The 21,328-nt window shown below is 75.7% G+C and carries 16 protein-coding genes; 6 read left to right on the forward strand and 10 right to left on the reverse strand.

All coding sequences use genetic code 11. The features are described 5' to 3' along the window. The first annotated feature begins 100 nt into the window (after nucleotides 1-100). The gene (locus OH807_RS16830; protein ID WP_406199390.1) at nucleotides 101-2,035 is read left to right on the forward strand and encodes a LuxR C-terminal-related transcriptional regulator; all 1,935 of its coding nucleotides are present in this window, start codon (nucleotides 101-103) and stop codon (nucleotides 2,033-2,035) included. Between the two features lie 111 nt (nucleotides 2,036-2,146). On the opposite strand, the gene sucD is transcribed toward OH807_RS16830, so the two are convergent. From sucD to OH807_RS16855, 5 genes are all read right to left on the reverse strand, one after another. Then, entirely contained in the window at nucleotides 2,147-3,028 is an 882-nt protein-coding gene (sucD, locus tag OH807_RS16835; RefSeq protein WP_406199392.1) for a succinate--CoA ligase subunit alpha, read from the reverse strand. Between the two features lie 18 nt (nucleotides 3,029-3,046). Further along, nucleotides 3,047-4,219, reverse strand: a complete 1,173-nt coding sequence (sucC, locus tag OH807_RS16840; protein ID WP_406199394.1) for an ADP-forming succinate--CoA ligase subunit beta — start codon at nucleotides 4,217-4,219, stop codon at nucleotides 3,047-3,049. Nucleotides 4,220-4,553: 334 nt separating this feature from the next. Beyond that, a complete protein-coding gene (locus OH807_RS16845; RefSeq protein WP_406199396.1) occupies nucleotides 4,554-5,729 on the reverse strand; it encodes a VWA domain-containing protein in 1,176 nt (391 codons plus the stop codon). 107 nt (nucleotides 5,730-5,836) lie between these two features. Then, the gene (locus OH807_RS16850; RefSeq protein ID WP_406199398.1) at nucleotides 5,837-8,197 is read right to left on the reverse strand and encodes a DUF5682 family protein; all 2,361 of its coding nucleotides are present in this window, start codon (nucleotides 8,195-8,197) and stop codon (nucleotides 5,837-5,839) included. 37 nt (nucleotides 8,198-8,234) lie between these two features. Further along, nucleotides 8,235-9,317, reverse strand: a complete 1,083-nt coding sequence (locus OH807_RS16855) for an AAA family ATPase (protein ID WP_406199401.1) — start codon at nucleotides 9,315-9,317, stop codon at nucleotides 8,235-8,237. A gap of 178 nt (nucleotides 9,318-9,495) precedes the next feature. On the opposite strand from OH807_RS16855, the gene OH807_RS16860 reads away from it, so the two are divergent. Continuing rightward, on the forward strand, nucleotides 9,496-10,815 hold the full coding sequence (locus OH807_RS16860) for an SWIM zinc finger family protein (protein WP_406199404.1): 1,320 nt from the start codon (nucleotides 9,496-9,498) through the stop codon (nucleotides 10,813-10,815). Between the two features lie 44 nt (nucleotides 10,816-10,859). After that, a complete protein-coding gene (locus OH807_RS16865) occupies nucleotides 10,860-12,443 on the forward strand; it encodes a DUF5691 domain-containing protein (RefSeq protein ID WP_406199407.1) in 1,584 nt (527 codons plus the stop codon). 66 nt (nucleotides 12,444-12,509) lie between these two features. Here the strand turns inward: OH807_RS16865 and OH807_RS16870 are convergent, their stop codons facing one another. Beyond that, nucleotides 12,510-12,917, reverse strand: a complete 408-nt coding sequence (locus OH807_RS16870) for a cobalamin B12-binding domain-containing protein (RefSeq protein WP_148644434.1) — start codon at nucleotides 12,915-12,917, stop codon at nucleotides 12,510-12,512. Between the two features lie 314 nt (nucleotides 12,918-13,231). Between OH807_RS16870 and OH807_RS16875 the strand changes: the two genes are divergently transcribed. Next, nucleotides 13,232-14,047, forward strand: coding sequence for a M23 family metallopeptidase (locus tag OH807_RS16875; RefSeq protein ID WP_406199409.1), 816 nt, complete (start codon nucleotides 13,232-13,234; stop codon nucleotides 14,045-14,047). 33 nt (nucleotides 14,048-14,080) lie between these two features. On the opposite strand, the gene pcrA is transcribed toward OH807_RS16875, so the two are convergent. The 3 genes from pcrA to OH807_RS16890 form a co-directional block, all read right to left on the reverse strand. Next, nucleotides 14,081-16,708 (reverse strand): DNA helicase PcrA, encoded by a 2,628-nt coding sequence (gene pcrA / locus OH807_RS16880; RefSeq protein ID WP_406199411.1) that lies wholly within the window; start codon nucleotides 16,706-16,708, stop codon nucleotides 14,081-14,083. An 83-nt stretch (nucleotides 16,709-16,791) separates the two neighbouring features. Next, on the reverse strand, nucleotides 16,792-17,544 hold the full coding sequence (locus OH807_RS16885; protein ID WP_406199414.1) for a LuxR C-terminal-related transcriptional regulator: 753 nt from the start codon (nucleotides 17,542-17,544) through the stop codon (nucleotides 16,792-16,794). Then, nucleotides 17,537-18,880, reverse strand: a complete 1,344-nt coding sequence (locus tag OH807_RS16890; RefSeq protein ID WP_406211027.1) for a PspC domain-containing protein — start codon at nucleotides 18,878-18,880, stop codon at nucleotides 17,537-17,539. Before OH807_RS16890 ends, OH807_RS16885 begins: the two co-directional genes overlap by 8 nt. Before the next feature lie 262 nt (nucleotides 18,881-19,142). On the opposite strand from OH807_RS16890, the gene OH807_RS16895 reads away from it, so the two are divergent. Then, nucleotides 19,143-20,615, forward strand: a complete 1,473-nt coding sequence (locus OH807_RS16895) for a PspC domain-containing protein (protein ID WP_406199417.1) — start codon at nucleotides 19,143-19,145, stop codon at nucleotides 20,613-20,615. After that, nucleotides 20,612-20,821, forward strand: coding sequence for a hypothetical protein (locus OH807_RS16900; RefSeq protein ID WP_406199419.1), 210 nt, complete (start codon nucleotides 20,612-20,614; stop codon nucleotides 20,819-20,821). Before OH807_RS16895 ends, OH807_RS16900 begins: the two co-directional genes overlap by 4 nt. A gap of 17 nt (nucleotides 20,822-20,838) precedes the next feature. Here the strand turns inward: OH807_RS16900 and OH807_RS16905 are convergent, their stop codons facing one another. After that, nucleotides 20,839-21,288 (reverse strand): ubiquinol-cytochrome c reductase iron-sulfur subunit, encoded by a 450-nt coding sequence (locus tag OH807_RS16905; protein WP_406211028.1) that lies wholly within the window; start codon nucleotides 21,286-21,288, stop codon nucleotides 20,839-20,841. Nucleotides 21,289-21,328 lie beyond the last annotated feature (40 nt).

Here is a 21,328-nt window from a genome sequence, read left to right on the forward strand (position 1 = left end):
TCCGTGAAGAGGCAAACCGCCGTCGTGTCCCAGATTATTGGCTTATGCGCATTTTCAGACCCGGCTCTCCCGCCGCCCCCACCCCGGCCCGGAGCATCTGATGACCACGCCGCCGACCGCCGAGCGCCCCACCGGCGCCGCCACCTCCGCCACCGCCCCGCCGGCGGCCGACCGGCCCGCGCCGCCGAGCGGTTCCCGCAAGGGCCGGGCCGGACGCGGGCGGTCGGCCGGGGCCGCCGACGCCGCCCGGACCGTCGAGCCAGCGAGGCCCGCCGGGGCTGCCGGGGCCGCCGGAGGCAGGACGGCGGCGGACGCCGTCGGCGACCGGGCGGAGGCCGCCCGGCTGCTCCGGCAGCTGACGCCACGTGAAGCGCAGGCGCTGGCCCACCTCGCGGCCGGCCGGGGCCTCGACGAGTCGGCCGCCGCCCTCGGCGTCACGCCGGCCACCGCACGCAGCTACCGGCACCGGGCCCTGCGCAAGCTCGGCACCCGGACGCACGCCGAGATCGCCGCCTTCGCCGCCCTGCTGACCCCCGAGCGGAGCGCTCCACCCGCCGGGCACGTCGGGCCCGGTGCCCGGACCGATGCCCGGCCCCCGCGCCGGGGCGCCGCCCCGAAGCCCTCGACGTCCCAGCCATCCCCGAAGCCCGCCACGCCCTCGACGTCCCCGAAGCCCCCGCCGTCCCCGAAGCCGCCGACCCGCCACGGCACGAGCCCGGCGGACCGCCCCGCACAGCCCCCCGCTCCCACCCTGCCCCCCACCCCCATCCGGCCGGAGACCGCCGTGCCCCTCGACGCACCCACCGACCACCGTCGAACGAAGCCCGCGAGGCCCGCCACGCCGAGCGGCCGTCCGACGCCCGCCGCCGACGCGCCGACACCCGCACCCGCACCCGTACCCGCGGCAGCAGCAGCACCGGTGACGGACCGTCCCACGCCCGCGGCCGGCGCCCGCCCGCCGGCCCGGACGGACACTCCCGCACCGGGCACCCCAGCACCGGCCGCACCGGCCGCCTTCGAGGAGCTGTACGAGGCCGCCCACACCCGCCTCGTGCAGCAGGTCTTCCTGCTCACCGCCTGCAAGCACCGCTCCGTGCACTGCGTCCAGCGGGCCTTCGGCGAGGCCCGGCGGCAGTGGGACGAGGTGGCCGCCGGGCCCGACCCGGAGGGCTGGGTGCGGGCCCGGGCCGCGGAGGCCGCGCTCTCCCCCTGGCACCGCGGCGGACCGCGCCGGGCGCACGTCTGGCGCCTGCCGCACCGCCGGATCAAGGTCCGCCCGGCCGACGAGTCGCAGACGGTGCTGCCGGACCACGACCGGCTGACCGACCGCGACCGCGCGCTCCTCAAGGCGCTCAAGCGGCTCTCCCGCCCTCAGCGCCGCGCGCTGGTCCTGCACGACGGCCTGGGGCTGCCCGCCGCCGCGGTGGCCGTCGAGGTGGAGTCGACCCTGGCGGCCGCGGAGGGCCGGGTCTGGGCGGCCCGGACGGCCCTGGCGGCGTGGGTACCGGACCTCGCCGGGCCGGATCCGGCGGAGGAGGGTTTCGCGGACCGGCTCAGCGGTCTGCTGCACCGGGCCGCCGTCCGCGGCTGCCCGGAGCCGCACCGCCCGCCGGTGCCGGTGCTGCGCGCCCGGCACGGGCTGGCCAACGCGACCCGGACCGGGGCGGCGGCGCTGCTCACGGTGGCGGTCGCGGGGGCGACGGTGGCGACGTTGGCCGGGGGCGGGCCCGGTGTGCTGTTCCGGCCCGGGCCCGCCGATGCCCCGGCGACGACGGTCTGCGCCGCGACCGGCGCCGATGCCACCGTCCCCGCGGCCCCGGGGGCGGCGGCGACGGGCGTGCGCAGCATCTGGTGCAGCAACACGCCGGGCGTCGAGCCGGTCGTGCTGGACCCGCCGCCGCCGCGGCCGTCCTGGCCGAGCGAGTTGCCGGCCGCGGGGCACGCCGGTGAGGCGCTGCCGCCGCCCGGCCCGGCCCCGATGGGGCCGCAGGCCTGCACCCTTTGGGTCCTCCGCCCCTGCGCGAGCGACCACTGACGCCCACCGGCCGGAGCCGGCCGGCGCGCACCGGTCCCCCGCGCACCGGCCGGAAAGCGCGAGCGCCCCCGCCCGGAGGTCCGGACGGGGGCGCTCGACGAGCGGGTGGCGTCAGCCGATCAGCTCGCGCGCCAGGCGGGCGGTCTCGGACGGCGTCTTGCCGACCTTGACACCGGCGGCCTCCAGGGCCTCCTTCTTCGCCTGCGCGGTGCCCGAGGAGCCGGAGACGATGGCGCCGGCGTGGCCCATGGTCTTGCCCTCGGGGGCGGTGAAGCCCGCGACGTAGCCGACGACCGGCTTGGTGACGTGCTCGGCGATGTAGGCCGCGGCACGCTCCTCGGCGTCGCCACCGATCTCACCGATCATCACGATGATCTCGGTGTCCGGGTCCTCCTGGAACGCCTTGAGGGCGTCGATGTGGGTGGTGCCGATGACGGGGTCGCCACCGATGCCCACGGCCGAGGAGAAGCCGATGTCGCGCAGCTCGTACATGAGCTGGTACGTCAGGGTGCCGGACTTCGACACCAGGCCGATCTTGCCGGCCTGGGTGATGTCCGCCGGGATGATGCCGGCGTTGGACTGTCCGGGGCTGATCAGGCCCGGGCAGTTCGGGCCGATGATCCGGGTCTTGTTGCCCTTCGAGCCGGCGTACGCCCAGAAGGCGGCCGAGTCGTGGACCGGGACACCCTCGGTGATGACGACCGCGAGGCCGATCTCGGCGTCGATGGCCTCGACGACGGCGTCCTTGGTGAACTTCGGCGGCACGAAGATGACGGTGACGTCGGCACCGGTCTTCTCGATGGCCTCGGCGACGGAGCCGAAGACGGGCACGTCGGTGCCGTCGACGTCCACCGTGGTGCCGGCCTTGCGCGGGTTCACGCCACCGACGATCTGGGTGCCCGAGGCGAGCATGCGGCGGGTGTGCTTCATGCCCTCGGAGCCGGTCATGCCCTGGACGATGACCTTGCTGTCCTTGGTAAGGAAGATAGCCATGGTGTTAAGTCCCCTTCCTTACTTGTTGGCCAGCTCGGCGGCGCGGTCGGCGGCGCCGTCCATGGTGTCGACGCGCTGCACCAGCGGGTGGTTGGCGTCGTCGAGGATCTTGCGACCCAGCTCCGCGTTGTTGCCGTCCAGGCGGACGACCAGCGGCTTGGAGACGTTCTCGCCCTTGGACTCCAGCAGCTCCAGGGCCTGCACGATGCCGTTCGCGACGGCGTCGCACGCGGTGATGCCACCGAAGACGTTGACGAAGACCGACTTGACGTCGGGGTCGCCGAGGATGATCTCCAGGCCGTTGGCCATGACCTCGGCAGAGGCGCCGCCACCGATGTCGAGGAAGTTGGCGGGCTTGACGCCGCCGTGCTTCTCGCCCGCGTAGGCGACCACGTCGAGGGTGCTCATGACGAGACCCGCGCCGTTGCCGATGATGCCGACCTGGCCGTCGAGCTTGACGTAGTTCAGGCCCTTGGCCTTCGCCGCCGCCTCCAGCGGGTTGGCGGCGGCCTTGTCCTCCAGCGCCTCGTGCTCGGGCTGGCGGAACTCGGCGTTCTCGTCCAGGGAGACCTTGCCGTCGAGCGCGATGATCTTGCCGTCGCCGGACTTGATCAGCGGGTTGACCTCGACCAGGAGGGCGTCCTCCTTGATGAAGACGACCCAGAGCTTCTGCAGGACGTCGGCGACCTGGTCCGCGATCTCGGCCGGGAACTTCGCGGCGGCGACGATCTCGGCGGCCTTCTCCGGGGTGCAGCCCTCGTTGGCGTCGACCGGGATCTTGGCGAGCGCCTCGGGGTTCTCCTCCGCGACGACCTCGATCTCCACACCGCCCTCCACGCTGGCCATGGCCAGGAAGGTGCGGTTGGTGCGGTCCAGCAGGAAGGAGACGTAGTACTCCTCCTTGATGTCCGCGGTCTGGGCCAGCATCACCTTGTGAACGGTGTGGCCCTTGATGTCCATGCCGAGGATCGCCTCGGCCTTGGCGACGGCGTCCGCCGGGTCGGCGGCGAGCTTCACGCCACCGGCCTTGCCTCGGCCACCCACCTTCACCTGAGCCTTGACGACGGCGCGGCCGCCGAAGCGCTCCGCGATGGCGGCAGCGTCTGCGGCGGTCTCGATGACATCACCGTCAAGCACGGGAACCCCGTGCTTGGCGAAGAGGTCCCTCGCCTGGTACTCGAACAGGTCCACGTGTTTGTCCTTGTTCGTGGTCGCGGATTGTGTCTCTACGAGCGTGCCACGGCAGGATCTTCGCTGCGGGTCGTCGAAGCGGTGCGGGTACGCAGAGGTACGGCCTTGCGGCCCACACAGCCACGGGCGCACACGTCAATCAACACGCGCGTCACGTCCGTCTGGCAGGTTATCCCCGGACGACGGGCGTGTTTCGCCCGGGACCGGCCCGTCTTGGGTGAGAACCGTCACAGACAGCCTACGGCCGCGGGTCGCGCGCCCAGGTCGGCGGGCGGGCGGACCGGGGGTACCGGGGGCCCGGTTCCCCCGTCCGGGTGAACCCGTGCAGGGGCGGTCAACGCGCCGCCCGCTCCGGCACCGGGATCGGCCGCTTCTCGATCGCCGCCGCCATGATCTCCGGGAAGGCGTCGGGGGTGCAGGCGAACGCCGGGGCGCCGAGGGCGGCCAGCGCCGCCGCGTGCGCGTGGTCGTAGGCCGGCGCGCCCTCGTCGGAGAGCGCCAGCAGCGCGACGAACTGGACCCCGGCGGCCTTCATCGCCGCCACCCGCTTGAGCATCTCCTCCCGGATGCCGCCCTCGTAGAGGTCGCTGATCAGCACCACGACCGTCTCGGACGGACGGGTGATCCTCGACTGGCAGTGGGCGAGCGCCCGGTTGATGTCGGTGCCGCCGCCGAGCCGGGTGGCGAACAGGACGTCCACCGGGTCGGCGAGCTGCTCGGTGAGGTCGACCACGGAGGTGTCGAAGACGACCAGCCGGGTGTCGAGCGTGCGCATCGAGGCGAGCACCGCGCCGAACACCGCCGCGTGCACCACCGAGGGCGCCATCGAGCCGGACTGGTCGATGCAGAGGATCACCTCCTTGCGCACCGCACTGCGGGCCCGGGCGTGGCCGATCAGCCGCTCGGGGACGACGGTGCCGTGCTCGGGCAGGTAGTTCCCGAGGTTGGCCCGGAGGGTGCGGTCCCAGTCGATGTCCCGGTGGCGCGGGCGGTTCACCCGGGCGCTGCGGTCCAGCGCCCCGCCCAGGGCGGCCCGGGTGCGGTCGGCGAGCCGGCGCTCCAGCTCGGCGACGACCTTGCCGACGACCGCGCGGGCGCTCTCCCGGGTGGTCTCCGGCAGCGCGTGCTTGAGCGAGAGCAGGGTGGCGACCAGGTGGACGTCGGGCTCGACGGCGTCCAGCATCTCGGGCTCCAGCAGCAGTCGGTCCAGGCCGAGCCGGGTGATGGCGTCCTGCTGCATCAGTTGGACGACGGTGGACGGGAAGTAGCCGCGGATGTCGCCCAGCCAGCGCGCCACCTGCGGCGCCGAGCCGCCCAGGCCCGCGCCGCGGCGGCCGGGCCGGCCGGTCCGGCCCTCCTCCGGCGCCCCGCGGTAGAGCGCGGCGAGTGCGCCGTCCATCGCGGCGTCCCGGCCGCGCAGGGCCCGGCCCGTGCCGTCCGCCTCGCCGCCGAGCACCAGTCGCCAACGGCGCAGCCGCTCGTCGTCGGCGGGGGTGGTGGTCTCTGCCATCGGTTGCTCCTTCTGGTTCCGGGGCCGGGTCCGTGCGGGTCGGGGCCTAACGGGATCGGGTCGGGGCCGGGGCCCTGCGGGATCGGGGCCGCGCGGCCGGGGCCGGGTCAGGTGTCACGGCCGGTGGCCTGACGGGGGATCCGGGCGGGCGGCCGGGCCGGGCCGCCGGCCAACCCGAGCACGGTGGCGACCACCGGCAGCGCGGCCTCGGCACGGGCCCGGTCCAACTCGGGGCCGCTGCCCTCACCGGCGGCCGGCCCGGCGTCGAACGGCCCGGCCGCGGCCCGGCTGCCGATGCTGTTGCGGACGCCGGCCTCCAGCGCGGAGAACGTCCGGCGCAGCAGTGGCAGCACGTCGGTGAAGGCCCCGGACGGCACCGACGTCAGCCAGGCGTCGAGCAGACCGAGCAGGCGCGGGTCGTGCAGCAGCAGGGCTCCGCCGCCGGTGAGGAAGCCCTCGACCCAGCCGGCCGCGTCGGCCGGGTCGTTGGCCGCCGAGAGGACCAGGCCCATCCGGCGGGCGGCCTCCCCCGGATCGAGCCGGCCGTCGTCCAGCAGCAGCCGGACGGCGCGGCCGCGCAGCAGGCCGGGAACGCCGGTGGCCGGCCCGCCCACGGGTTCGCGGCGGGCGAGCGACCGGAGCGCGGCGGCCCACCGGTCGGCGAGCCCGGTGCCGGGTGCCAGCAGGCCGATCGCGCCGTGCACCGCGTCGAGATGACCGCGCAGCACCGCCGCGCCGGCCGCGTCCAGCCCGGTGCAGGCGGGCGGCAGGCCGACGCAGATCCGGTCCGCGAGGCCGGTCGCGGCCTCGCCGAGCGCGTCGTCGTCGGTGCCGCGGACGTCGCCGTAGCGCAGCGCGCGGACCAGCGCGGGCAACGCGCCGGCCAGGTGGGCGACGTCGGTGTCCAGCGCCGCGCAGTCGGCGAGCACCCGCATCACGGCCGGCAGGGCCCCGTCCAGACCGGCGAGCAGGCACGTCTCCACCAGGGCGGTGAGCTCGGAGAGTTCGGTCGCGGCGCGGGCCGTGCCGACGGCCCTGCCGGTGGCCGCGGCCTCCACCGTGGTGCCCCACTGGGCGGCCTCGGCGATCCGGACGGCGAACTCGGGCTGCCAGCACAGCCGCCAGCTCTCCCGGAAGGTGCCGGTCGAGTGCACCGCGGAGCGCGCGGGCACACCCCAGTCGATGCCGAGCAGCCGCAGCCGGTGGAGCAGCCGGGAGCGGGCCGCGTCGGTCTCCCGGCGCAGGTCGAGGTCGAGCTCGCGCGGCTCGGCGTCCGGCTTCAGCCGCAGTGCGCGCTGCAGCCGGGCGATGTCCCGCTGGAGCGGCACCGCCGGTGCGCCGGGCGGGACTTCACCCAGCGCGTCGCCGATCACCAGGCGGTCCTGCACCAGCGCCAGGGCGACGTCCGAGCCCTCGCACATCACCGCGCGGACGGCGTCCAGCGTCTCGGTGAGGCCGGCCAACGGGCGGCCGCGCAGCACCGCCAGCGTCCGGGCCAGCCGGACGGCCTCGATGACGTGGGCGGAGGAGACCGGGTGGTCCTCGGCCCGCAGCAGTTCGGCGGCCCCGGCCAGCCATTTCGGCAGCGGGTCGCCCGGTTCGGCGAAGAGGTGACGGTACCAGCCCGGGGAGGGGATCCCGGCACCGTAGCCACTGGCCTGCGCGAGCCGGCGGTGCGTCCAGGGCACCCAGGTGATGTCGGTGCGGACCTTCTTCGGCAGGCCTGCCAGCAGCGCCCGGTCGTGCGCGACGGTGGGCATCACGGCCAGCGCGGGGACGTGGAAGGCGCCGCAGACCACGGCGATCCGCCGGTACCCGGCCCGCCGGGCGGCCCGGATCTGCCGGCGCATGTACGCCTCCCGGAGGGTGTCGCGCCGGGTGGTGCGGCCCGTCGCGCCCTCCTCGCGCAGCACCGTCATCGCCTCGGCGACGGCGGCGAAGGGGGCGAGCGCGTCGGCGCCGGGCGAGCGGTGCTCGATCACGTCCTCCCACCAGCGCTCCGGGTCGTCGTGGCCGGCGGCCGCGGCGAGCAGGGCGATCGGATCCCGCGGGCGCCCCCCGGCGTCCCCGGTCCCGTCCGCCCCGCCGTCCGTGCCGTCCTCCGGCTCCCCGCCGTCCGGCTCCCCGCCCTCGAACTCCCCGTCCGGGCCGAAGCCGTAGGCCGCCGGCAGGTCGATGAAGCGGACCGGCAGGCCGGCGTCGACGCCGTAGCGGATCGCCACCCACTCCGGGGAGAACTCGGCGTACGGCCAGAACGCGGCACGGGCCGGGTCGTCGACGGCGTGGGCGAGCAGGGCGACGGGCGGCACCATCTCCTTCTCCGCCGCCAGCCCGACGATCGCGTCGGCCTCCGGCGGCCCCTCGATCAGCACCGCGTCCGGCTCCAGCAGCGCCAGTGCGGCGGCCACCGCGCGGGCCGAACCGGGCCCGTGGTGCCGGATCCCCAGCAGTGTCACCTCGGCGGTCATGCGGGCCTCCCTCCTCCGGGCTCGAACCGGCTCGTCATCAGCGGGCGTTGTCGCGGGCGGCGCGGTAGAAGTCCTTCCAGCCGTCGCGCTCCCGGACGACGCCCTCGACGTACTCGCGCCACACCACCCGGTCGGCCGCCGGATCGCGGACGACGGCGCCGACCACCCCGGCGGCGACGTCGCCGGCCCGCAGTACGCCGTCCCCGAAGTGCGCGGCCAGCGCCATCCCGTTGGTCACCACCGAGATCGCCTCCGCCGTCGACAGGGTGCTGCTCGGCGTCTTGACCTTCGTCCGGCCGTCCACCGTGATCCCGGCCCGCAGCTCGCGGAAGACGGTGACCACCCGGCGGATCTCCTCGGCGCCGCCGGGCAGTTCCGGCAGCTCCAGTGAACGGCCGAGCTGGCCGACCCGCCGGGTGACGATGTCGACCTCCTCCTCCAGCGAGGCCGGCAGCGGCAGGACCACGGTGTTGAACCGCCGGCGCAGGGCGCTCGACAGCTCGTTCACGCCGCGGTCCCGGTCGTTGGCGGTGGCGATCAGGTTGAAGCCCCGCACCGCCTGGGTCTCACCACCGAGTTCCGGCACCGGCAGGGTCTTCTCCGACAGGATGGTGATCAGACTGTCCTGCACGTCGGCCGGGATACGGGTCAGCTCCTCGACCCGGGCGATCTTCCCGTCCGCCATCGCCCGCATCAGCGGCGACGGCACCAGCGCCTCCCGGCTCGGCCCGTCGGTGAGCAGCCGGGCGTAGTTCCACCCGTACCGGACGGCCTCCTCCGGCGTGCCGGCCGTCCCCTGCACCAGCAGCGTCGAATCGCCGCTGATCGCGGCGGCGAGGTGCTCCGACACCCAGGTCTTCGCCGTCCCCGGCACGCCGAGCAGCAGCAGCGCCCGGTCCGTCGCCAGCGTCGTCACGGCGACCTCGACGACCCGCCGCGGCCCGATGTACTTGGGCGTGACGACCGTGCCGTCCGGCAGCTCCCCGCCCAGCAGGTAGGTGGCCACGGCCCACGGGGAGAGGTTCCAGCGCGCGGGCCGCGGGCGGTCGTCCTGCTCGGCCAGCGCGGACAGTTCGGCAGCGAAGGCGTCCTCCGCGTGCTGCCGCAGAACGTCGCTCATCGAGGGGCTCCTTCGGGTCGGCCGCCGGACACACCTGTGGCGGGCGGCGAGGTGATCGGGGGGAGCCAGACCGGCGTACCGGCCTGCGACAACCACCCTGCACCGGGCCACTGACAATCCTGACCGGACCTCAGTTCGGCCACCGGGACTGTCAGTCCCCCCGCCTACCGTGCTCGGCATGGAGGAACGCTGGAGCACCGAACACGTCCTGTCCCTGGCGCCCGACGCCGCGTCGCAGAAGTCCGCGGGCGAGTTCTCCTCGCCCGCCGCCTGGTCGGCCACGGGCACCGGCGGCGGCGCCCTCTGGGGCGAGTGCCGGGGCAGCGGGGGGGCGCCGTACCGGGCGGTCGTCGAGCTCGCCGCTCCCGCCTTCGACTGCACCTGCCCCAGCCGGAAGTCCCCGTGCAAGCACGTCCTCGGGCTGCTGCTGCTCTGGAGCGGTGCCCCCGGGGCCGTCCCGGCCGGTGAGCCGGCCGACTGGGCCGCGCAGTGGCTGACCGCCCGCCGGGACGGCACCGGGCCCCGGACCGCCGGGCCCAGCCCGTCGGCCGACCCGGCCGCCGCCCGCCGCCGCGCCGAGAAGCGCGCCGCCCGGGTCGGCGCCGGCGCCGCCGAACTGCGCCTGCGGCTGGCCGACCGGATCCGCCGCGGCCTCGCCGACCCCTCCGGCGCCGCCCCCTGGGAGGAGGTCGCCGCCCGGATGGTCGACGCCCAGGCGCCCGGCCTCGCCACCCGCGTCCGCGAGCTCGACACCACCCCCCAGCAGCACCTCCTTGAGGAGTACGCCATGCTCCACCTGCTCGCCACCGCCGCCACCCGCGTCGACGAGCTGCCCGCCCCGCTCGCCGCCACCGTCCGCGCCCGGGTCGGCTACCCCACCGACACCGCCGACCTGCTGGCCGGCCCCACCGTCCGCGACCGGTGGCACGTCCTCGGCAGCCGCACCACACCGATGGACGGCCGGTCCGACGACCGGCTCACCACCCGCCGGATCTGGCTCCGCGGCGCCAAGACCGGCCGCCCCGCCCTGCTGCTCGTCTTCGGCCGCCCCGGCCGGGCCCCCGAACCCGCCCTGCCCACCGGCCACCTGCTGGAGGCCGAGCTTGCTTTTCACCCCGGGGCCCGGCCGCTGCGCGCCGCCCTCGGCACCCGCTACGGAGCCCCGGCCGGCCCGGCGGGCCCGCCGCCCGGCCTCACCCCCGCCGAGGCGGTCGCCCAGTACGGCGCCGCCGTCGCCGACGACCCCTGGCTCGACGCCTGGCCCACCGTGCTCACCGACGTCGTGCCCGTCCTCACCCCCGACGGCTGGCACCTCACCGACGGCGAGCACGCCCTCCCCGTCCACCGCGCCGCCACCCCGGAGGCCGCGCTCTGGCGCCTCGCCGCCGTCTCCACCGGCCGCCCGCTGACCGTCTTCGGCGAGTACGGGCACCGGGGCTTCACGCCCGTCACCGCCTGGGGCGCCGACCGGCTCCCGATCGGCCTCACCGCCCCGTAGGGCGCTCCCGCCCGCAGCGCCCGCACCCAACCTCAGGAGCCCACGTGCCCGACCCCTGGGAGTCCCTCCGCACCACCGCCCTCCTCGGCACCGACCGCCGCCCGCTCCCGCCCGCCGGCGACTCCCCCTCCCACCGGGCCGTCGACCGCACCGACCCGGCCACCGCACTGCTCGAACTCGCCGCCCTGGAAACGGTCCGCCGCCGGGCCGGCGCCCTGCCCGCCCCGGCCGCCGGACCGCCCGGCGCCCCGGCCCCCGCCGACGCACGCCGCGAGCTCCCCGCCCCGGCCGCCCGCCGGCTCGCCCTGCTGCTCGGCACCCGCGGCACCGCCGGCGGCGCCCCGGCCAATCTCACCGAGCTGCTCCCGCAGTGGCTCGGCGCCGCGCGCGCCCGCGACCTGCGCCCGCCCGCCGTCCTGGTGCCGGCCCTGCTCGACGCCGCCCGTGCCCGCAGCGAGCTGCGCCCCGACGCGGTCGCCCTGGCCGGCCCGCTCGGCCGCTGGCTGGCCGGCCGGAACCCCGACTGGCGCTTCGTCCTGCGCACCGCCGCCGCGGCGGCCACGGGGGCGGCCGGGCCCGGGGACGACCGGCTCTGGCACGAGGGCCTGTTCGCCGAGCGGGTCACCCACCTCACGCTGCTGCGCCGCACCGACCCCGTCGCCGGCCTCGCCCTGCTCCGCAGCACCTGGCCCACCGAGCGCGCCGAGGACCGCCTGCTCTTCCTGGACTCCTTGCAGGAGGGCCTCTCCCCCGCGGACGAGCCCTTCCTGGAGGCCGCCCTCGGCGACCGCAGCAAGAACGTCCGGGCCACCGCCGCCGAGCTGCTCTCGACCCTGCCCGGCTCGACGCTCGCCGGCCGGATGGCCGCCCGCGCCCGCGCCGCCGTCCGGCTCTCCGACCGCGGCACGCACCTGCTGGTCACCCCGCCCGCCGAGTGCGACGCGGCCATGCAGCGCGACGGCATAGCCCTGACGTCGCCCACCGGGCGCGGCGAACGGGCCTGGTGGTTCGGCGAGGTGATCGCCGCCACGCCGCTCCCGCTCTGGGCGGAGTCCACCGGCCTGACCCCCGCCCGGCTGCTTGCGCTGCGGGTCGGCGACAGCATCGACGAGACCAACAGCAGCTGGGCCGACGACCTGCGGGAGGCCTGGGCCCGGGCCGCCGTCCGCCAGCAGGACGCCGACTGGGCCCGGGCGCTGCTGGGGCCGGCCCCCGCCCCCGCGCCGGACCAGCGCCGGGCCCGCCCGCCCCGGGCCACCGGTGCCCCGGCCAAGCTGCTCGCCGTCCTGCCGGCCGCCGAGCGCGCCGCCTGGACGGCCGCGTTCATCGAGGTGCACGGCCTCGGCGAGGCCTTCCAGCTGCTCGGCTCCTGCGCGACCCCGTGGACGCCGCCGCTGTCCACCGCGGTGGTCGCCGCCCTCGCCCGGGCGGCCGACTCCGGTGCCTACCCGTGGAGCCACAGCGGCGTGCTCGGGATGACCGAGCGGGCCCTCGCCCCGGGGACGGCCACCGCCGTCGAGGCGCTGGCCGCCCGCACCCCGCCCGCCACCGCCTGGGCCGAGACCTTCACCCGGCTGGCCGCCACCCTGCGCTTCCGCGCCACGATGCTCGCCGAGCTGGGCGACTGACCCCGGACGCACCCGGGCCGGTACGGGGAAGCCCCGCACCGGCCCGGTGCCCGGTCACGCAGGGCCTCAGCCCGCGGCCCGCAGGTTCGCCTCGACCCACGCGACCACGTCCCGGGTCGGCGTGCCCGGGGTGAAGATGTCGGCGACGCCCATCGCCTTCAGCTCGACGATGTCCTCGTCCGGGATGATGCCGCCGCAGAAGACCTTGATGTCCTCCGCCTCGCGCTCCTTGAGCAGTTCCAGCACGCGCGCGCAGAGCGTCATGTGCGCGCCGGAGAGGACGGAGAGGCCGATGCCGTCCGCGTCCTCCTGGATCGCGGTGTCGACGATCTGCTCGGGCGTCTGGTGCAGGCCGGTGTAGATGACCTCCATACCGGCGTCGCGCAGGGCGCGCGCGATGACCTTCGCGCCACGGTCGTGACCGTCCAGCCCCGGCTTGGCGACCACCACACGAATCGGCCCTGACACACCCATCACTGCCTCCTGGACTTCGTCGTCCACCACCCCAGACCTCGTCGGGCACGGGCGCGGTTAACCAGCAATAACCAACCTGAGGGGAGGTTAGCGTCACCCGGCGCCCCTGACCGTGCCGCCCCTCAAGAGGAGGGGAAAATCACAGCTCCCCGGCTTGCCGCCGGCGCGCACGCCGCCTTGAACGCGCTCTCGGTATGCCCGTTCCGCTCTTGACATCCGGACTTTTGTCCGGATGTCGGCCTTGCGGCTACAGTCTCGGCAGTTTCCCCCGTGCCCGACGACGTGCCCGAGGCCCACCGAGGAGGCAGCCCCCGATGGCTCCCGACGCTGCCGCCCGACCCACCAGGGCGGAGCTGCGCCTGGCCGCCCGCGAACAGTCGCGCAGCCAGCGCCGCGACGCCGCCAAGGCCGCCACCCGGACGGCCCTGCTGCGCGTCGCGCTGCCCTCGATGGCCGCCCTCGGGGTGGCCGCGGCGGCCGCCGTCACCGTCCAGGGCGAGGCCGACCAGCGCACCCAGGCCGCCGGCCGGGTGCCCGCGCAGGCCACGGCCGCCGACGCCCCGGACGGCACGGCCGCCCGGGCCGCCGCCCAGCAGGCCCTCGCCACCGGCGGCGCCGACCAGGCCTCCCGCGGCGACTCCCGTCAGCCGCTCTCCGGCGCCCAGCCGGCGAGCGCGCCCGGGGCGGATCCGGCCGGTGCCCCCACCGCGGCTGTGCAGCCCCCCGCGGCCCCGACCGTCGTCCTCCCGGTGGCCCAGCGCGGCCTGGGCGAGCTCTTCGGCGCGGCCGGCACGCACTGGTCGCGGCTGCACACCGGCATCGACTTCCCGGTCGACGGCGGCACCGAGGTGCGGGCCGTCACCGACGGCACGATCCGCACCCAGTGGAACCCCTCGTACGGCTACATGACCATCCTGAAGATGTCCGACGGCACCGAGGCCTGGTACTGCCACCTGCGCTCGTACAAGATCCGCAAGGGCACCGTGAAGGCCGGCGACGTCATCGCCTTCGTGGGCACCAGCGGCAACAGCACCGGCCCGCACCTGCACTTCGAGATCCGCCCGGCGGGCGGCGGCGCGCCCGTCGACCCGCTGCCCTGGTTCCTCGCCCAGGGCGTCGACCCGCGCTGAGCGTCCGCCCGGCGCGGGCCGCCGCCCGGCGTCCTACAGCTTCTCCACCGGCGCGTACCGCAGCAGCAGCTGCTTGCGCCCCTCCGTCCCGAAGTCGACGGTGGCCTGCGCCTTGTCGCCGACGCCGGTGGTGGCCACCACCGTGCCCAGCCCGAAGGTGTCGTGGGTGACCCGGTCGCCGACCGCCAGCCCGACCACCTCGCGCTCGACCGCCGCGCCGGAGCGCCGCGCCGACTGCCCCCAGCCCGCCTTCGGCGGGGCCGCCGCCGCGCCGCGGCCCGCGCCCCCGCGCGAGGAGCCGGCCGACTTCCCGCCCCAGGACGACCCCGAGGAGTACCCGCGCGAGGCCGGCACCGGGGCCGCCCCCGTCCGCTTCCACTCCACCAGCGACTCCGGGATCTCCTCCAGGAACCGCGAGGCCGGGTTGTACGAGGGCTGCCCCCAGGCGCTGCGCAGCACCGAACGGGTCAGGTAGAGCCGCTGCCGCGCCCGGGTGAGCCCGACGTACGCGAGGCGCCGCTCCTCCTCCAGCTCCTTGACCTGGTTGAGCGCCCGCATGTGCGGGAAGATGCCGTCCTCCATGCCGGTCAGGAAGACCACCGGGAACTCCAGGCCCTTGGCGGTGTGCAGGGTCATCATGGTGATGACGCCCTGCCCCTCCTCGTCGTCGTCGGGGATCTGGTCGGAGTCGGCCACCAGCGCGACCCGCTCCAGGAAGTCGGCCAGCGAGCCGACCGGCGGTGCGCCGTCCTCCCCCGCGTCGGGCCGCTCGCCCGGGTCCTGCTCGTACTCCAGGGCGACCGACGCCAGCTCCTGGAGGTTCTCCACCCGGGTCTCGTCCTGCGGGTCCGTCGAGGACTGCAGCTCGGCGAGGTAGCCCGTCTCCTCCAGCACCGCCTCCAGCACCGCGGCCGGCCCGGCCCCGGACTCGACGACCTGGCGCAGCCCGGCCAGCAGGTCGTTGAACTTGCGCACCGCGTTCGCCGAGCGCGCCGCCATCCCGTACGCCTCGTCGACCCGCTCCAGCGCCCGGGCGAAGGAGATCCGCTCGCGCGCGGCCAGCGCGTCGATCATCGCCTCGGCGCGGTCGCCGATCCCGCGCTTGGGCACGTTGAGGATCCGGCGCAGCGGGACGGTGTCCTCCGGGTTGGAGAGCACCCGCAGGTACGCCAGGACGTCCCGGACCTCCTTGCGCTCGTAGAAGCGCACCCCGCCGACCACCTTGTACGGCAGGCCGACCCGGATGAACACCTCCTCGAAGACGCGGGACTGCGCGTTGGTGCGGTAGAAGATCGCGACGTCGCCGGGCTTGGCCTCGCCCCGGTCGGTGAGCCGGTCGATCTCGTCGGCGATGAACTGGGCCTCGCCGTGCTCGTCGTCGGCGACGTAGCCGACGACCTTCTCTCCGTGGTCGCCGGCCGTCCAGAGCTTCTTCTCGCGCCGGCTGCTGTTCCGCTCGATGACGGCGTTGGCGGCGCTGAGGATGGTCTGGGTGGAGCGGTAGTTCTGCTCCAGCAGGATCGTCGTGGCGTCGGGGTAGTCCTCCTCGAACTGGAGGATGTTGCGGATCGTCGCGCCGCGGAAGGCGTAGATCGACTGGTCCGCGTCACCGACCACGCAGAGCTCGGCGGGCGGCACCTCGGCGAGGCCGGCGGCGGCCGGGTTCACGAAGTCCCCGTCCACGGTGCGCCTGGGCGCCGAGGCGGCGGAGCCCCCGCTCAGCTCGCGCACCAGCATGTACTGGGCGTGGTTGGTGTCCTGGTACTCGTCGACCAGGATGTGCCGGAACCGGCGGCGGTAGTGCCCGGCGACGTCCGGGAAGGCCTGGAGCAGGTTCACCGTCGTCATGATGATGTCGTCGAAGTCGAGCGCGTTGGCCTCGCGCAGCCGCCGCTGGTAGAGGAAGTACGCCTCGGCGAGCTTCTTCTCCATCGGGTTGGCGGCCTGGTCGGCGTAGGTCTCCTCGTCGATCAGCTCGTTCTTGAGGTTGCTGACCTTCGCGGTGAAGGACTTCGGCGGGAACTGCTTCGGGTCGAGGTCGAGGTCCCGGCAGACCAGGGCCATCAGCCGCTGCGAGTCGGCCGAGTCGTAGATCGAGAACGACGAGGTGAAGCCGAGCAGCTTGGACTCGCGGCGCAGGATCCGCACGCAGGCGCTGTGGAAGGTCGAGACCCACATCGCCCGGGCCCGCGGGCCGACCAGCTGCTCGACGCGCTCGCGCATCTCGCCGGCCGCCTTGTTGGTGAAGGTGATCGCCAGGATCTCGCCCGGCTGCACCCCGCGGGCGCCCAGCAGGTGGGCGATCCGGTGGGTCAGCACCCGGGTCTTGCCGGAGCCGGCGCCGGCCACGATGAGCAGCGGCGAGCCCGCGTGCAGCACCGCCTCGCGCTGCGGGTCGTTCATCCCCTCCAGCAGCTGCGCCGGGTCGATCACCGGGCGGGCGGCGCCGTTGCGGTACCAGGCGTCCCGCTCGGCCTCGGCGGCGTGGTCGGTGGGGAACAGCCCGTCCGGGATCGCCTCCTCGTACGCGTCGTACGGGGTGTCGTCCTCGTACGGCGGCGGCTCCTCGTCCTGGGGCGGCGCGGCGGCGGGCTGCTGCTTCGACCCGGCGGCGGGGGCCTCGAAACCGGGGAGCGGGAGGTCGTCAAAGAGGCTACTCATGGCACTCCGAGTCTATGGCCCCGCACTGACAAGCCCGCCCGGCCCGGAGCGGTCCGGGCCGGGCGGGCGGGGTGCGCGGGGCGTCAGACCAGCCGGCGGGCGGTGGCCCAGCGGGTCAGCTCGTGCCGGTTGCTGAGCTGGAGCTTGCGCAGCACCGCGGAGACGTGGCTCTCCACCGTCTTCACCGAGATGAACAGCTGCTTGGCGATCTCCTTGTACGCGTAGCCGCGCGCGATCAGCCGCAGCACCTCGCGCTCGCGCTGGGTCAGCCGGTCCAGGTCCTCGTCCACCGGCGGGGTGTCGGTGGCCGCGAAGGCGTCCAGCACGAAGCCGGCCAGCCGCGGGGAGAACACCGCGTCGCCGTCGGAGATCCGGAAGATCGCGTCGACCAGGTCGGTGCCGGTGATGGTCTTGGTGACGTAGCCGCGGGCGCCGCCGCGGATCACGCCGATCACGTCCTCGGCCGCGTCCGAGACGGACAGCGCCAGGAACGTCACCCCGCCCTCCCGTCGCCCGCCACCGCCCTTGTCCGAGGCGCCCCGCGCCGCCCCTCCGTCCCCCATCAGCCCGGCCGAGCGGCGCAGCACCTCGACGCCGCCGCCGCCGGGCAGGTGGACGTCGAGGAGGACGACGTCGGGCCTGGTCTCGGCGACCACCCGGACCGCCGACTCCACGTCGTCGGCCTCGCCGACCACGTCGATGCCGGTGGACTCGGTGCGCCCGATCTCGGCCCGGACGCCCGTACGGAACATGCGGTGGTCGTCGACCAGCACGACCCGCGCGATCCGCCCCGGGCCCTCGGCCGGCGATGCCCCCGTCGGCGCTGCCTCAGTCATTGATTCTCTCCATCTCCAGCTCGACCTCGGTGCCGCCGTCCGGCGCGGGCCGCACCCGTGCGGTGCCGCCGTTGCGCTTCATCCGGCCGAGGATCGACTCGCGTACGCCCATCCGGTCCTCGGGCACCGTGTCGGGGTCGAAGCCGGGGCCGTGGTCGCGGACGAACACCATCACCGTCCTCCCCTCCACCTCGGCGTAGACCTGGACCGGTCCCCCGCCACCGTACTTGGCCGCGTTGACCGTCGCCTCCCTCGCGGCCTGCATCTGGGCCGCGATCCGCTCGTCCATCGGGCAGTCGCCGACGACGACCACCTCGACCGGCACGCCGTGGCGGTCCTCGACCTCGGCGACCACCGCGCGCAGGCTCTCCGCCATGGTGTCCGGCGCGGCCTCGGCGGCCGCCTCCGGGCGGTAGAGCCACAGGCGCAGCTCGCGCTCCTGGGCCCGGGCGAGCCGGAGCACCTCCTTCGGGTCCTCGGCCCGGCGCTGGATCAGGGTCAGCGTGTGCAGCACCGAGTCGTGCACGTGCGCGGCGATCTCGGCCCGCTCCTGGGCGCGGATGCGGGCGGTCCGCTCGGCGCCGAGGTCCTGCCACATCCGCAGCGCGTATGGGCCGACCAGCACCAGCACGCCGGCCAGCACCGCGAGCGAGGCCTCGATCACCGAGCCGAGCGTGGAGCCGCTGCCCTGCATCGCGAGGAAGGCGATGGTGCCGGCCACCACCAGCAGCACGCCGCCGCCCACCCGGGTGTAGGCGCCGCGCCTCTTCTCGCCCTCCTCCAGGCCGAACCAGCGCTGCCAGCGCGAGTCGTCGGCCTGCCGCCAGACCAGCGCGACACCGACCCCGATCGCCAGCAGCGGCCAGGTGTACGGCCGGGCGGTCTGCACGCCGAGCGCGTTCAGCAGGGCGATCAGGCCGATGACGACCATGACCAGCGCGGCGAGCTGCCCCAGCCCGCCCTGGCGCTTCGAGGCGGCCCGGGCCGCCCCCGGCTCGACGGTGTCCGGCACCACGGCCGGCTCGCCCTGGAGGGCGTGCTGGAGCAGCTCCCGCAGCCGGCCGATCCGGCCGCGGCGGCCCTTGCTCAGCTCCGCCCCGGACGCGCCGGAGGCCTGCCAGGAGCCGGCCGGCACGAAGGCCCCGTCGACGTAGACCCAGTGCGCGCCGCCGCGCTGCGCGGGCTCGCCGATGCCGATCGGCACCACGAACCAGAAGGCCGCGTACAGCAGCGCGCCGATCCCCTGCGCGAAGAACAGCAGGACGAAGGCGACCCGGACCCAGGTGACCGGCAGGCCCAGGTGCACCGCGAGCCCGTGCGCGACCCCGCCCAGCATCCGGCCCTGCGGGCTGCGGTAGAGCCGGCGGTACGGCGGCCGGCCCTCGCCGGGGGCGGCCGGATCGGCGCCCGGCGACGGCGGTGCGTCGGGGACGAGCGGACGGGGGTCGGTACCTGGGGCTGCCACGCCACCGATGGTTCCACGCGGGCGGGGCCGGACGCATCAGGGTCGGTCCCTACCCGTTCTCAGGGACAAGTCAGGGTACGGACAGGGCCGGGACCGGTTGGGCGGACGCCCGGGAGCCACCAGGATGGTGGACATGACCGAGGACCACCGCATCCAGGAGACCGGGCCGACCGCCCCGGCCGCGCCGGACCGCCCCCCGCTGAACCGGACCGAGCACCACCGCGTGGTCGCCGGCGTCTGCGGCGGCCTGGGCCGGCACCTGGACATCGACCCGGTGGTCTTCCGGGTCGTGACGGTGGTGCTCTGCCTCTCCGGCGGCCTCGGGCTCTTCCTCTACGGGCTGGCCTGGCTGGTCGTGCCGACCGAGCCGGTCGCGGACGGCAAGGGCGGCACGCGGCCGGGCCGGACCGAGCTCCAGCGGGTGCTCACCGGCCGGGTGGACGGCCAGTCGGTCGGCGCGGTGCTGCTGACCGTGATCGGCACCGGCGTCTTCTTCTCCTCGATGGGCGACGGCGACCAGCTCTTCCCGCTGATGCTGCTCGGCGCCCTGGTCTTCCTGGCCGTCCGCTACGACCCCGAGCGCCGCCACGACCGCCGGACCGGGCGCCGGCGCGACCGGGAACACCGCCACCACGGCCCGTACGACCGGCACTTCCCCGGCCAAGGCCCGACCGGTACCACCTACACGTGGCCGCGGCCCGAGGAGGACGAGGCCGCCCGCGAGCGGCACGCCCGGGAGCGGGAGGCCGGCACGGTGCCGGCCGACACCCCGCACGCCGGCCCGAGCGGCTACCTCTGGGACCCGCGCCACCCCGAGCGCAACCCGTACGGCGAGGCCGGCTCCGCCCCCCAGGGCACCCCCACGGGGGCTCCCGGCAGCCCGGCCGGCGCCCCGGTGCGGCCGTGGTGGCAGCGCACCGACCTGCCGGAGGGCGACCCGCTGCGCAAGGGCGGCCCGGCCGTCCCGCCCCCGCGGGTGACGGTGCACCGCCGGCGCGAGCACTCGCCGCTCGGCCTGATCGGGCTGCTGCTGGCGGTGGGGGCGGCCAGCGCGGTCTGGGCGGCCTCGAAGGGGCACGGGAGCCCCACCGTGGTGAGCGCCGGCGTGCTGGCGAGCGGCCTGCTGGTGATCGGCCTGACGCTGCTCGTCGGCGCGAAGTTCGGCCGGGCCCGGAAACTGGTCGTGCCCGGGCTGCTGCTCACCCTGGCGCTCGCCTTCGTCGGCCACTCGCCGACCTCCATGCAGAACGCGGCCGGCGAGCGCAGCTGGACGGTCACCTCGGCCGCCGGGCTGGAGCACAGCTACGTCCTCGGCGCCGGCGAGATCCGGCTGGACCTCGGTGGCCTGGACCCGGCGGGCGCCACCCTGGCGACGAGCGTGGAGCTCGGCGCCGGCGACCTGACGGTCACCCTGCCGCCGGACGTCACGGTGAACCTGACCACCCGGGTGCTGCTCGGCGACGTCCAGGCCCCGGGCGAGCCGGTCGGCAGCGAGAACGTCGTCCGCACCTACCAGTACCGGCCGTCGAACGGTCAGACATCCAAGGGCACGCTCGACCTGAAGCTGACGGTCGGGCTCGGCAGCATCAAGGTGGTCCAGTCGTGAGGAAGCACCAGCTCGATCTCTTCTCGCTGATCGCGGGCGGCCTGTTCACCGTGATCGCGGTGCTCTACCTGGTGGCGGCGGTGAACGACATCTCGGTGAACGGCCGGATCGTGATACCGGTGACCTTCATCGTGCTGGGGCTCGGCGGCCTGGCCGGCGCCGTCGCGGCGGTGACCAGGCGCGGCCGCGGCGGCGCCGGCGACTGACCGCCCCGGCCCCGGGCTCAGCCCTGCAGCGGCCCGAGGTTCAGCTGGTCGCCGGCCTTGGTGACGCCGTACTTGGGCAGCGGCTTGGTGGCCGGGCCGTTGACCACGGCGCCGGTGGCCGCGTCGAACCGCGAGCCGTGGCACGGGCAGTACAGCTGACCGTTCTTCGGGGCGTCGACGGCGCAGCCGGAGTGCGTGCAGACGGCGGAGAAGGCGCAGTACTGGCCGGCCTTGGGCTGGACGATGAACACCGCGTCGCCGGTGGCCGGGTCCTTGACCTGGGCCGAGCCGCCGACCGGGACGCTCGCCGCGGCCACCGAGACGGGCGGCCCGGCGGGCGTCTTCGCGCCGGGGGCCGGGGCGGCGGCCGGGCCGACGGCCTTCTTGTCCCGGCCGAAGGTGGCGGTCAGCGAGCCGGTGAGCAGCCCCGCACCGCCGATCGCGACGGCCGCGATCCCGCCGTCCACCAGCGACCGGCGGCGGACGTGGTCCTCGCGCAGCCCGCGC

The organism is Kitasatospora sp. NBC_01560, assembly GCF_045208415.1.
Taxonomy (GTDB): domain Bacteria; phylum Actinomycetota; class Actinomycetes; order Streptomycetales; family Streptomycetaceae; genus Kitasatospora.